We start from the raw sequence: 12,637 nt of genomic DNA, 5'->3' as shown, positions 1-12,637 counted from the left end.
ATGTTCGATTTTATAAAATATAAATACGTTTCCATCGGCGTTTCACTCGCCCTGATCATATTCGGATTTACTTATACGTTTGTGGTTCACAAGGGATTCGCCAATTCCCTGGACTTCAACGGAGGTCTGAGAACCGTAATCGAATTCGACAAATCGGTGGATCGCAAAAAGCTCGAAACTTATTTCACCGATAACAATATCGAAGCGGTTCTTCTTTTATTGGATAAGGATAAGAATCACTACCAGATCGATATCGGTCTCGGTTCCGTGGACGCGATTCTCGGGAAATACAAACAGAAGAATTCCTTAAAACCCGAAGACAAGGTCGACGTATCCGGAATCGACGCTTTGATTTCGATTCTGATCGCGGACTTCGGAATCGACAAAAGCAAGGTTCTAAGCGCGAACCAAGTGGGCGCGGTCGTGGGAGGAGAACTTTCCTCAACGGGAACCACGCTTCTCGGTTTGACGATGGTCATCATTCTCGCGTATATCAGTTTTCGTTTTCAATTCAAGTTCGCGTTAGGCGCCATTGTTGCGTTGACTCACGACTTGATTTTGACCGTAGCATTCATCGGATTTTTTCAGATCAAACCGAGCGTTCCGATCATCGCGGCGCTTTTGACGCTTCTCGGATATTCGATCAACGATACGATCGTGGTCTTCGATAGAATCCGCGAAAATGCGGCTGGAAATCTGAACGAAACTTTCGGACAAACGATCAACTCCGCGATCAATCAAACTCTCGGAAGAACGTTTAACACTTCTTTTGCGACCTTGATTTCAATCGTAGCGATCATCATCGGAGGCGCGACCGAACTTTTCGATTTCGCTTACGTGCTGACCTTCGGGATTATCATAGGAACGTATTCTTCGATCTTTATCGCGGCCCCCCTTGTGGATATTTACGATCATATCATGCGGCGGGTCCGCAGCTGATGATTCTCCTCCCGGAAACGTTTCGGGAGGAAATGCGTAAACTTTCCTTCTTATCGACGGGCGAAACCTCTCCGAATCCGCCCGTTTCCTGTCTGATCACGGACATACAAAATCAAGAAATTCTATCTTACGGAAGAACGTCTCCCGCGGGCGGACCGCACGCGGAGAGAAACGCATACGATCAATTCGTCAAAAAAGGATTGGTCGGAACGGCGCATAACGTATGGGTTACTCTGGAACCCTGCACCCATCACGGAAAAACACCGCCTTGTATGGATTTGATTCTCGAGCACAAACCCAAAACCTTATACTACGGTTGGAAGGATCCGAATCCATTGGTCAGCGCCAAACAAGGTTTGGAAGAAGCGAAACGAAAGGGGATTTCGATCGTGCAGGATTCCTCGCTCGCACAAATCGCGGCCGAAAGTTTGTTCGGTTTTACTTCTCGAATCGAAACCAAAAGACCTTCTATGGTAATAAAGGTCGCGGTTTCCAAAGAAGGTTTTTTTGCGGCCGAGAACAAAACGCAGATTCAATTATCCGGAGCGGAATCGTCTCGTCTAACGGCGATTTTGCGGGCAAAATGCGACGCTGTTCTTGTTGGGCCCGGAACTCTTTATCACGATCGGCCCGGATTGGATTTTAGACTGGACTCGATGGAAATTTCGGAAGCTGTAAAATTCTCCCTTGAAAAAGAATCTTTGGCCGAAGAAACCGAAACCGGTTTTTCCGCTTTAGTAAAGAATATTCTGAAATACGCAAACGATCCGGAAATCCGAAAAATTCACAAGGAACGGGCCGCCTCGTATCAACCGTATCGAATTTTTATTATATTCGAAGAACGAAATATAACGGAAGAATGGATTTCCAAACAGAAACGAATCAACGAAACATACGGTTCTAAAAAATGCGTTTTTTTAATCGCCAAGGAGGCGGTTCTCGAGCGATCGACGAAGGAAATTCTTTTATCCCTTACGGAAAAAGAAATCCGCACGTTCGAGTCTTCCCGACTCGCGGAAGAATGTTTCGAATTCTTTTCCGAACTCGGGATCAATCTGTTTCTCGCCGAGGGCGGGAATCTGGTTTATAAAACCTTTTCCTCCAAAATGAAGGAAAACGATCTCATTCTAAAAATAAGAACTCCTCGTTCCATAGTCCAAGGAATAGAACCCGCGTTTGAAACGAACGCGAAAACCTTACGTTGGAAATCGAACGTGGGAGACGACATTTGGGAGGCGCACGGATGTTTACGGGCTTAGTGGAAACGACCGGAAAAATTTTAGAGATACAGGAAACGAACGAGGGCAGGGGATTTCTCGTCGAAACAAAATGGGTTCAACCCGATCTAAAACTCGGCGATTCGATTTCGGTTAACGGATGTTGTCAAACCGTCACCGAGTTTACGAACGAAGGAAGTCGCTTTCGTTTTTATGCGAGTTTTAAAACTCTCGAACTCACGAACTTCAAATTTCTCAAGGTCGGAGAGGAAGTGAACTTGGAAAGAAGCGCTCTTCCGACAACACGACTCGGAGGACATCTGGTCAGCGGCCACGTGGACGGAACGGGAAAAATTCTCAGCAAAGAAGAAAGAGAGGGAGGAGCCGTGATCTGTTATACGGTCCAAAACGATCCTTCCCTTTCCCGATATATCGCTCCGAGAGGAAGTATCACCGTCGACGGGATTTCTTTGACGGTGGTCGATTCGAGACCGAAAGAATTCGACCTGGTTTTGATTCCGGAAACTCTCAAAAAGACGAATGCGAAGTCCTGGAATTCCGACACGATTCTCAACTTGGAAATCGATTTGGTGGCGCGGTATTTGGAACAGCTTCTTAAGTCCAAGGAATAGTTAAGAATTCGAACTAATTGTTCGGAAACTTGTATTTGATTCCAAAGAATTAAGTTTCTGTAGCCAAATTTCAGTCCAATAGAAGAGATGGTAAGAAAAGAGCTATGATCCAACCCATTGAGAATGCAATCGAAGAAATCAAATCCGGAAGAATGATCATTCTTGTGGATTCGGAAGATCGTGAAAACGAGGGAGACCTCGTAGTCGCGGCAGAGTTTGCGGATAAGGAAAAAATCAACTTTATGGCCACGTTCGGCCGCGGTTTGATTTGTATGCCAATGGAAGCCGAGCGTCTCAAAAAGCTCGGTCTCAATCGGATGGTGGACGATTATTCGCTCGGTGATAAACACGGAACCGCGTTTACCGTTTCCGTCGACGCAAAACACGGAACTTCCACAGGGATTTCCGCCCAAGACCGTGCGATCACCGTACAAGCCCTTTTAGACGAAAAAACGGTGTCGGGAGATTTGATGCGTCCCGGACATTTATTCCCGCTCCAAGCGGTTCCGGGTGGGGTTCTGCGTCGGGCCGGTCATACGGAAGCGGCTGTGGATTTATCCAAACTTTCCAATTTATATCCTGCGGGTGTCATTTGCGAAATCATGAACGACGACGGAACCATGGCCCGTCTTCCGGATCTGGAAAAATTCGCACAAAAACACGGACTCAATATTTATACGATCGAAGATCTGATTCGTTATCGAAGAGCGAAGGAGAATCTCATTCGTCTCGAAGTGGAATCCAAACTTCCGACCGAATACGGCGACTTTACCATCCGCGCGTATTCCACGATGATCGACGATAAGATTCACGTCGCTTTGATCAAAGGCGAAATCAAAAAAGAAGATACGGTTATGGTTCGCGTTCACAGCGAATGTCTAACCGGTGATATTTTTTCGAGCAATCGTTGCGACTGCGGTCCTCAACTTCATTCCGCTTTGGAAATGATTTCCAAGGAAGGAAAGGGAGTTCTTCTTTATATGAGACAGGAAGGAAGAGGAATCGGTCTGATCAATAAATTAAAGGCTTATAATATTCAAGATAAAGGATATGATACCGTGGAAGCCAACGAAAAATTAGGCTTTGCTCCCGATCTTCGGGACTACGGGATCGGCGCTCAGATTTTAAGAGAAATCGGCGTCGGTAAGATGAAAATTCTTACCAACAATCCGCGTAAGATCGTCGGTTTGGACGGTTACGGTTTGGAAGTTGTGGAAAGGATTCCGATCGAGATTCAACCGGGTTCCGACAATCACAACTATCTCATGACCAAAAAACTCAAACTGGGTCATATGCTCGGTCTCGGCTGAGGCCGAATCCTAATCCCGAGTTTTGTCGTGGTTCCGACGACTTTATCGTAAAAGAAGACGGCCTCGTCGCCGCGCAACAACTCAGCGAGTTGCTTCCTATGGGTCGCAACTCAGGGTGATGATGACGAGCGATCCATAGAGAGCGAGGCGCTGAGTTTATATTGTGGGAGCGCGCGTTCCCTATAACAGAAAAACCTTCCGAAGTCAAACTCAATCCGAAACTTTCAAACTTGTCGGAATTCCTACAAACCTTGAAAGTTTCGTCGTTGCTTTCGCTTTCTACTCTTTTTACTTTCCGAATTTCTTCTTAAGCGTTCGATACGCCACGCCGCCGTAATACACGGCAACGCCGCCTAAAATCAGGAAAGGCAACCACCAAAGCAGATAATACGTAAGTTGAAGGAACGCGTTGGCGATTCCAACGAGCGCGTTTTTATACTGAGGAACTTGGATTTTGTCCGGAGGAGTTGGCAAACTAAAACCGACAGAAATCGTCGCCCAAGCGACCCTGTCCTTGATTCTCCAAGTTTCCTGTTCCGCGAGATCGAGTTCATCTTCGCTGGTGGAAATCGATTCTTCGATCGCTTCCCAGTTTTTTGCGCCCGCGCCGATCTGACTGTTCGCATTGTTTCTTCTGGAAAGTCTGATTTTTTCACGGGTCAATTTTCTTTTTTGCCAAACCATACCTTCCGTATGATCGACGGTGGAAATTTCTTCGGAAAGAAGAATTCCCAATTTATCAAGTTCTAATAAAGCTTCGTAGAGTTTCGCCGAACGAACATGAACCTTCGCGCTCATATACGGGGAGACGGAGTTTGTCGCGGAACTGGTTTCCAGATAACCGTATTTGGAAATAAAATCCAAAAGTTCTTTTCTCGTTTTAATAAGATCAGTGCATTCGTAGGAAAGTTGAATGTTGTATTCCAGAAGTCTTTCGTTGTTTGTAGCGATCGGCGTAAAAACCTTACCGAGCTGATTCTCCGCTTTATCTTGCGACGGCGCCTCTTTATAAACGTCTTCGTCCGCTGCGGATTTTTTTTCGGCTTCCGGCATCGGCGCGCCTTTTGCCAATTGATCGGTCATTCCGGATACGGATCTGGATGCTACTTCTCCGGACGCGTTTGCGTCTTTAGGCGCGTCGCTTTTTTTACCGCAGCCCAGAGCGAATAACAACGACAAGGTGAGAATGAATGGAATTAACTTTTTCAAAACGAAATCTCCCGACAGATATTCTTCGTGAAATTCTAACATTTGGATGGACCTGTTTTATCCCTAAAAACGTTCCTTTTGGATTTAAAGAACGGGGATTACGGCAGGAACGTCCTAAAAAAGCGAGTATTTTATCGAAATTGGTCCGACAAACAATCGATCAAAAAAGGATTGAATCCTTGAAACTGATTCTTTCTTCGAACTGAAGATTTTCCAAACTTCGTTTGGAACCATTGGTTGAACGCTTCGCTACCAATGGCTAATTCGCTCTCTATGGATCGCGAATTAGGGAGCGACTCTGAATTTATCCCAAGAAGAATCCGATTTCTTTTCGAAGACGATGCGATCGTGCAAGCGGCTCGAACGTCCTTGCCAAAACTCGATACGAATCGGTTGGACCGCGTAACCGCCCCAGTGATTCGGTAACTCCACTTCTTTTCCTTCGAATTCTTTCGAAAGTTTCGCGAAACGTTCCTCTAAAAATTTTCGATCGGGAATTTTTTGACTCTGAGGAGAAGCGACCGCACCGATCTGCGACTCTCTCGGTCTAGAATGAAAATATTCTTCCGATTCTTCCTTGGAAACCTTGGTGACGTTTCCTTCGATTCGAATTTGTCTTTCGAGTTCGGACCAAAAGAAAACGAGACAAGCCTTCGGATTCTCCTCCAACTCCTTTCCCTTTCTACTTTCGTAGTTCGTATAAAAAAGAAAAGAATCGTTCGTAATACCTTTGAGAAGAACGGTTCTTGCGTCGGGGATTCCGTCCTTTGTGGCGGTGGCAAGAGTCATCGCGTTGACTTCGAAAACTTCGGACAAGACCGCTTCTTGAAACCATTTTTGAAAGAATACGATCGGATCGTTTCCCGTGTCTTCGATGTCCAAAGAGGATAGAGTATAACTTGTTCTGATGTCCGCGATTTTTGAATTCATATCGATTGATTTCAAAAAACACGGAAGCCCTGAAAGTAAAAGAAGAATTTTATTTCGTTGTATTCTTTTTAAAATCCGTTTGTGAATCGAGGAATAGGCAATATCTTTCTCCGAATTAGCTCCGAGGATCTTCTTCTCTTCTTGACCTCGAAACGATTTTCGGATTAATATCCGTGCATGACCGAACTCGATTGGGAAACGATGCGCCATCCGATTCTGCTTACTTTGATCGTGAGCGCGTTTTCCACTTTGATCGCTATCGTGTTCGGAGTGCTCGCGGCTTATTTTATCTCTCGATGGAAATTTTTCGGGAAGGGAATTCTCGATTCGATTCTTACCCTGCCGCTCGTATTGCCTCCCACAGTTCTCGGATATTATCTTTTGGTGTTATTGGGAAGACGCGGAATTTTCGGTTCCTTTCTATTGGAAACGTTTCGTTTCAGTTTTTTATTTCATTGGTCCGGGGCGGTCATCGCTTCGATCGTCGTTTCCTTTCCGTTGGTTTATAAATCCGCGCTCGCATCCTTCGAGGACTTGGACGCGGATTACGAGGACACAGCAAAAACATTAGGAAAAGGGAATATCGGAATTTTTTGGGAAGTGTTATTGCCCTTATCCTGGAGGGGAATTCTCGCGGGGGCCATGCTTGCTTTCGCAAGAGGAATGGGAGAATTCGGAGCGACTCTGATGATCGCCGGAAATATTCCCAAAAGAACACAAACACTTTCGCTTGCGATATACGATAGTGTACAATCCGGAAACGATTCGATCGCGTTTTATTTGGTAATTTTAACATCGGTATTGTCCGTTTTGATTTTGACGGTGTCGAACGGCGTGTTAAAAAAATCGCATTGGTGATTGGTATATAAGGAAAATAGAATATTATGAAACGACTTCGAATCGCTGCAATTTTGGTTCTGATGTTTTGCCTTTCTCCGCTTTTCGGAGGGGAAAAACAAATTTTAGTTTCGGCGGCGTCTAGTTTGACGCAGGCCTTCGACGAGATCGGAAAGGAATTCGAAAAGAAACATTCCGTAAAGGTAGTTTTTAACTTTGCCGCTTCGGGCATTCTTTTACAGCAGATCGCAAACGGAGCTCCCGCGGACGTGTTCGCGTCCGCCGATCAGGAAAGCGTGGATAAGGGTTTGGAAAAAAATCTTTTCGACGTTTCCACAAGAAAGAATTTCGTAAAGAACGTTTTGGTTTTGATCGTTCCGATCGATTCGAAATCGGATCTGAAAAAAATCTCCGATTTGAAAAAGGAAACGGTTCAGAAGATTTCTTTCGGAAATCCGGCGACGGTTCCTGCCGGAAAATACGCGAGAGAAGCGTTGGATACGGAAGGTTGGGACGAGACCTTGGAGAAAAAATGGATCCCCGCCGAGAACGTAAGACAGGTTTTGGATTACGTTTCGCGAGGAGAAGTGGACGCGGGCTTCGTATATAAAACGGACGCGATTCTTTTTAAGGACAAGGTGAAAATCGCGATCTCCGATCTAAAAACGAAACCGATTTTGTATCCCGCGATCGCGGTCGCACAGAGCGCGAATTTATCCGAAGCGAAGTTGTTTTTGGAATTTTTGTCCTCTCCTACGGCGAAGAAAATTTTCGAACAGTATCATTTCGGAAAACCTTAGTGTCCCTCTTCGTTCATATTCAAAAAACCTTAATCGATCGTAAAAGAAGATTTTTTCTCGATCTTGATTTTCGATCGATTCGGGATTTTTTGTTTATCTACGGACCTTCCGGCGCGGGAAAAACCTTAACTCTGAAAACGATCTCGGGGTTGATCCAACCCGATCACGGGAGAATCGTTCTCGGCGACGAGGTTTTTTTTGATTCCGACAGCGGAATCGATTTTCCTCCTCAAAAAAGAAACGTAGGTTATCTTCCTCAAAACTATTCACTTTTTCCCCATTTGAACGTTCGTAAGAATTTGGAATTTCCGCTTAAGGGAACGTTTTCCTTTCGTTTGTCGGAATCGGATCGCGCTTTGGTGGATGAAATATTAGAAATCTTTGAAATACAAAACGTATCGGATGCGTATCCGAAAAATCTTTCGGGGGGGCAAAAACAAAGAGTCGCTTTGGCAAGGGCCTTGATTCGGAAACCGGAACTTTTGTTACTCGACGAACCGTTTGCGGCTCTGAACTCGGAGTTGAAGGATAAGATGAAATCGGAATTGAAAAAGATCCAAAGGCTCTTTCAGGTCCCCGTGGTCGTGGTTTCGCACGATCAAGCCGATCATTCTTACTTTGAAGCGGATTGTATTTTGATCGAAAACGGAGTCACGAAACCCGCTCGAAACGATAAAGAGAAAGCGAACAAGACGAAAGATTCTTCGGTTAAAAAGTAGATCGTCCTGTCATCTTGAAAAAGCAGTCGATATTTGTTCCGACAAACGAATATCGAATCGAAATTCTTCTTGAATCAGATCGTATAATCTTCCACGTAAACTTTCACTTTTTTAAAACGAATGTGAACCGTTTCACCCGGAAGCAGATTCAAGGCTTGAAACTCGGAGGAGTTTAATTGCGATTCCAGAATGGCGCCCGTATCCAAACGTTTGAGATCGATCTTCACCGTTCTTCCCGTGGAATGAATATACTGAATCTCCGCGGGAATCGTTTGCGCCTCGATCGGCGCTCTTAAAATTTCAACGTCGTAAGGTCGAACATAACCGACCGCGTTTGCGTTCTCAACTTCCGCGTGTTCGGGCGCGTCCACTTTGATTTCGCCGAGTTGTGTTTGTCCGCCTTGAACTCTTCCGTGAAAAAGATTCACGTCTCCGAGAAAGTGAAACACGAAAGAATTTTTCGGATGATTGTAAACCTCGTCCGGAGTTCCGACCTGTTCGATTTTTCCGGATTTAAGAATGACTACCTTGTCCGAAACTTCGAGAGCTTCTTCTTGATCGTGCGTTACGAACACGCTTGTGATATGAATTTCGTCGTGAAGTCTTCTCAGCCAATTTCTTAGTTCCTTTCTTACCTTTGCGTCCAAGGCTCCGAAGGGTTCGTCTAACAGTAAAAAACGAGGTTCGATGGCGAGCGCTCTTGCGAGTGCGATCCTTTGTCTTTGTCCGCCGGAAAGTTCGGAAGGATATCGGTTGTGAAAATTCTCGAGTTGAACGAGTTTTAAAAGACTCATCACTTTGTCTCGAATCGCTTGCTTGCTCGGTCTTTCGGATTTTTTTCTCACTTCGAGACCGAAGGCGATGTTTTCAAAAATCGTCATGTGTCTGAAAAGGGCGTAGTGTTGAAAAACGAATCCGACTCCGCGGTCCTTTGCGTTTTTCTTTCCGACTTCTTGGCCTTCGAAGATCACCTGACCCTCGTCCGCGTCTTCGAGTCCGGCGATGATTCTAAGCAGGGTCGTTTTACCGGAACCGGAAGGACCCAAAAGCGCGACCAATTCCCCCGCCGGAACTTCCAAAGAAAGATTGTCGATGGCGGTGAAACTACCAAAGCGTTTTATAATATTCTTAACTTCTATTGCCATGACTACGCCTCCTCTTGGAGCAATTCTTCTTTTTTAGTGATTTTGATTTTTCTTTCCAGAATCTGTTTCGCAACGAGCGTGATTAACGATAAGAAAACGAGCAGAGACGCCGCGGAAAATGCGGCCACGGAATTGTATTCGTTGTAAAGAACTTCGATCTGCAAGGGAAGAGTGTTCGTTTGTCCCCGGATATGTCCGGATAAAACGGAGACGGCCCCGAATTCTCCCATCGCCCTTGCGTTACAAAGAATGATTCCGTATAACAATCCGTATTTGATTCCGGGCGCTACGATCTTAAAAAATACCTTCATCGGGGACGCGCCGAGTAAGAGGCCCGCTTCTTCCTCTTCGATTCCAGTCGATTCAAGAAGCGGAATCAATTCTCTCGCCACAAAGGGAAGCGTGATGAATACGGTCGCAAGGATCAAACCCGGCGTGTTGAATACGATTTTGATATCGGCTTGTTCCAACCAAGGACCGAACCAACCTTGTCTTCCGAAAAGAAGAATGAAGATCAAACCGGAGATCACTGGCGAAACCGAAAACGGAGAATCGATGATCGTTAAAAGCCAGCTTTTACCCGGAAAGTCGAAACGTGTGATCGAAAGCGCGGATACGATTCCGAAGATCGTATTCAAAGGAACCGCGATCGAAACCACGAGAAGAGTCAACTTCAGCGCGGAAATCGTGTCGGGTTCCTGAATTCCCTCGAGATAGGCGCTCCAACCTTTGGAAAGAGCTTCGTGAAACACCGTATAGATGGGAAGAATCAAAATCAGAGCCGTCAATAAAAGCACGGTTCCGATGAGAATGATTCGAACGAGTAAGGATTCCTGTCTCATCCCTTTCTCCTTGCAGAAACCGTCTGAAGAATATTAATACCTAATAATATACTAAAGGAGATTACGAGCATGATAAACGCGATTCCGGTCGCCTCCTCGTATTGATATTGTTCGAGTTTGGTTACGATCAATAAGGGAAGAATTTCCGTTTTCCCCGGAAGGTTTCCCGAAATGAACACCACCGATCCGTATTCTCCGATTCCTCTTGCGAAAGCCATCGCCGCGCCGGTTATCAAAGGAGGAAGAAGTTCCGGAAAAATAATTCTTCTGAAAATCTGCCATCGGTTCGCGCCCAAACAATACGCGGATTCTTCGAGTTCCTTTGGGAATTCTTCCAAAACGGGTTGAACCGTTCTTACCACAAAAGGAAAGCCGATAAAAACGAGTGCGATTACGATTCCGATCGGAGTGTATGCGATCTTGATGTCGTAAGGTGCGAATAATTTTCCTATAATTCCGTTTTGTGTGTAGATCGTAGTAAGTGCGATCCCCGCGACCGCGGTCGGCAGCGTAAACGGAAGATCGACGAGCGAATCGAGAAGGGACTTGCCCGGAAAATCATAACGAACCAAAACCCAAGCGAATAAAAAGCCGATCACAAGATTGATCAGAGCCGCCACGGCTCCGGCTCCGAAACTCAAGTAAAGAGCCGCAAGAATCCGATCGTTGGTAAGAAGTTTCCAAAAACCTTCCCAACCGATTCCGGAACTTTTCAGAAAAAGAGCGCCTAACGGAATCAGTACGATCAAACTTAAGTAAGTGACAGTGACGCCGATCGTGATTCCGAAAGCGGTTTTTCCGTAGGGTTTGGTTCTAAAATTCAAAGTAGACAAGGTTTTCTCTTTAGTGAAACGAATTCTTATTTAGCCGAAATCTGATCGAAGATCGCTCCGTCCACGAAATGTTTTTCCTGGGCGTTCTTCCAGTTCCCTGCGACGTCTCGGATCGTGAACAGTTTCAAATTCTTGAATAAACTTTTATACTTGGTCGCGACTTTCACATCGGTGGGGCGGTAGTAATTTTTCGCGATTACTTCCTGTCCTTCCGGCGTGTATAAAAACTTAAGATAACTTTCGGATACTTTCAATGTGTTGTGTTTTTCGGCGTTTTTAGTAACCACCGCGACGGACGGTTCGGCTAAAATGCTGACCGAAGGAAAAACGATTTCAACGGAAGAATTCTGATTCTTGGCCGTTTCCTGTAAAGCGAGATGAGCTTCGTTTTCCCAGGAGATCAAAACGTCTCCGATTTCTCTTTGAACGAAAGTGGTCAAAGAGCCTCTCGCTCCTGAATCCAATACAAGAACATTTGAATATAATTTTTTTATAAAGTCTTTTGCCTTTTCTTCGGAGCCGTATTTTTCCTTAGCATAACCCCAAGCCGCGAGATAATTCCAGCGCGCGCCTCCGCCCGTTTTCGGATTCGGAGTGATGATTCCCACGCCCGGTTTTACGAGATCGTCCCAGTCCTTGATTCCTTTCGGATTTCCTTTACGAACCAAAAATACGATCGTGGACGTGTAAGGAGAACTTTGATGCGGAAGAAGTTTTTCCCAATCGGTGGAAAGGAGTTTCGATTTTTCAGCGATCGCTTCGATGTCCTGCGCGAGCGCAAGTGTTACGACGTCGGCTTCGAGTCCGTCGATTACGGCTCTTGCTTGTTTGCCGGAACCGCCGTGGGATTGATTGATGACTAAGTCTTCGCCGGTTTGTTTTTTCCAATGAGCGATGAAGAGTTTGTTGATCTGGGTATACAATTCTCTTGTCGGATCATAAGAAACGTTTAAGAGTTTGGTTTCCGAGAACAAGGAAGCCGAAACTAAAAACAAGGCGGTCGCGAGAATATAAATTCGAGTGGATTTGGATTTCATTCGTTTTCTTCCTTTGGTCTTTCCTACAACAAAGTGAACAGAAATCTAATTTATTAGATAATTTGATCCAATATTTTGAGCCTTTGTCTATAAGTAAAGAATTTTGTATGATATTTTGGCCTGAAACCTCGGATTCTTTGGCGAGTGTGGGAACTCTTACAAGGAAAGATCCCGGCTTTAAAAATGG

At 45.3% G+C, this 12,637-nt stretch carries 13 protein-coding genes; 7 read left to right on the top strand and 6 right to left on the bottom strand.

Translation table 11 applies throughout. The features are described from left to right. From secF to LEP1GSC052_RS08335, 4 genes are all read left to right on the top strand, one after another. Positions 1–939 (top strand): protein translocase subunit SecF, encoded by a 939-nt coding sequence (gene secF / locus LEP1GSC052_RS08350; protein WP_020986035.1) that lies wholly within the window; start codon positions 1–3, stop codon positions 937–939. Further along, positions 939–2,198: a bifunctional diaminohydroxyphosphoribosylaminopyrimidine deaminase/5-amino-6-(5-phosphoribosylamino)uracil reductase RibD gene (locus LEP1GSC052_RS08345; protein ID WP_010575349.1), complete on the top strand. Its 1,260-nt coding sequence runs from the start codon at positions 939–941 to the stop codon at positions 2,196–2,198. Before secF ends, LEP1GSC052_RS08345 begins: the two co-directional genes overlap by 1 nt. After that, entirely contained in the window at positions 2,183–2,788 is a 606-nt protein-coding gene (locus tag LEP1GSC052_RS08340) for a riboflavin synthase (protein ID WP_010575348.1), read from the top strand. Before LEP1GSC052_RS08345 ends, LEP1GSC052_RS08340 begins: the two co-directional genes overlap by 16 nt. 104 nt (positions 2,789–2,892) lie before the next feature. Continuing rightward, on the top strand, positions 2,893–4,098 hold the full coding sequence (locus LEP1GSC052_RS08335; RefSeq protein ID WP_010575347.1) for a bifunctional 3,4-dihydroxy-2-butanone-4-phosphate synthase/GTP cyclohydrolase II: 1,206 nt from the start codon (positions 2,893–2,895) through the stop codon (positions 4,096–4,098). Between the two features lie 288 nt (positions 4,099–4,386). Here the strand turns inward: LEP1GSC052_RS08335 and LEP1GSC052_RS08330 are convergent, their stop codons facing one another. Both LEP1GSC052_RS08330 and pdxH read right to left on the bottom strand, forming a co-directional pair. Then, positions 4,387–5,307, bottom strand: a complete 921-nt coding sequence (locus tag LEP1GSC052_RS08330; RefSeq protein ID WP_240631027.1) for a DUF4349 domain-containing protein — start codon at positions 5,305–5,307, stop codon at positions 4,387–4,389. Positions 5,308–5,592: 285 nt separating this feature from the next. Next, positions 5,593–6,237, bottom strand: a complete 645-nt coding sequence (gene pdxH, locus LEP1GSC052_RS08325) for a pyridoxamine 5'-phosphate oxidase (RefSeq protein ID WP_010575345.1) — start codon at positions 6,235–6,237, stop codon at positions 5,593–5,595. A 177-nt stretch (positions 6,238–6,414) separates the two neighbouring features. Here pdxH and modB point away from each other — a divergent pair, with 177 nt between their 5' ends. The 3 genes from modB to LEP1GSC052_RS08310 are packed head-to-tail and all read left to right on the top strand — an operon-like array spanning position 6,415 to position 8,593. Next, positions 6,415–7,095, top strand: coding sequence for a molybdate ABC transporter permease subunit (gene modB / locus LEP1GSC052_RS08320; RefSeq protein WP_010575344.1), 681 nt, complete (start codon positions 6,415–6,417; stop codon positions 7,093–7,095). Positions 7,096–7,121: 26 nt separating this feature from the next. Next, on the top strand, positions 7,122–7,874 hold the full coding sequence (gene modA / locus LEP1GSC052_RS08315; protein ID WP_010575343.1) for a molybdate ABC transporter substrate-binding protein: 753 nt from the start codon (positions 7,122–7,124) through the stop codon (positions 7,872–7,874). Further along, positions 7,874–8,593, top strand: coding sequence for an ATP-binding cassette domain-containing protein (locus LEP1GSC052_RS08310; RefSeq protein WP_020985890.1), 720 nt, complete (start codon positions 7,874–7,876; stop codon positions 8,591–8,593). Before modA ends, LEP1GSC052_RS08310 begins: the two co-directional genes overlap by 1 nt. A 74-nt stretch (positions 8,594–8,667) precedes the next feature. On the opposite strand, the gene LEP1GSC052_RS08305 is transcribed toward LEP1GSC052_RS08310, so the two are convergent. From LEP1GSC052_RS08305 to LEP1GSC052_RS08290, 4 genes are read right to left on the bottom strand one after another with little or no spacing between them, the layout of a single operon-like run. Continuing rightward, the gene (locus LEP1GSC052_RS08305) at positions 8,668–9,738 is read right to left on the bottom strand and encodes a sulfate/molybdate ABC transporter ATP-binding protein (RefSeq protein WP_020986459.1); all 1,071 of its coding nucleotides are present in this window, start codon (positions 9,736–9,738) and stop codon (positions 8,668–8,670) included. Between the two features lie 2 nt (positions 9,739–9,740). Further along, entirely contained in the window at positions 9,741–10,580 is an 840-nt protein-coding gene (gene cysW, locus LEP1GSC052_RS08300; protein ID WP_010575340.1) for a sulfate ABC transporter permease subunit CysW, read from the bottom strand. Then, positions 10,577–11,413 (bottom strand): sulfate ABC transporter permease subunit CysT, encoded by an 837-nt coding sequence (gene cysT / locus LEP1GSC052_RS08295; protein ID WP_040912908.1) that lies wholly within the window; start codon positions 11,411–11,413, stop codon positions 10,577–10,579. Before cysT ends, cysW begins: the two co-directional genes overlap by 4 nt. A 26-nt stretch (positions 11,414–11,439) precedes the next feature. Then, entirely contained in the window at positions 11,440–12,450 is a 1,011-nt protein-coding gene (locus LEP1GSC052_RS08290) for a sulfate ABC transporter substrate-binding protein (RefSeq protein ID WP_020986062.1), read from the bottom strand. Positions 12,451–12,637: the final 187 nt, after the last annotated feature.

Origin of the sequence: Leptospira kmetyi serovar Malaysia str. Bejo-Iso9, from assembly GCF_000243735.2 — a bacterium.
Classification (GTDB): Bacteria; Spirochaetota; Leptospiria; order Leptospirales; family Leptospiraceae; genus Leptospira; species Leptospira kmetyi.
The sequence above is the reverse complement of the archived record's forward strand: the minus strand, read 5'-3'. Positions and strand labels throughout refer to the sequence as shown.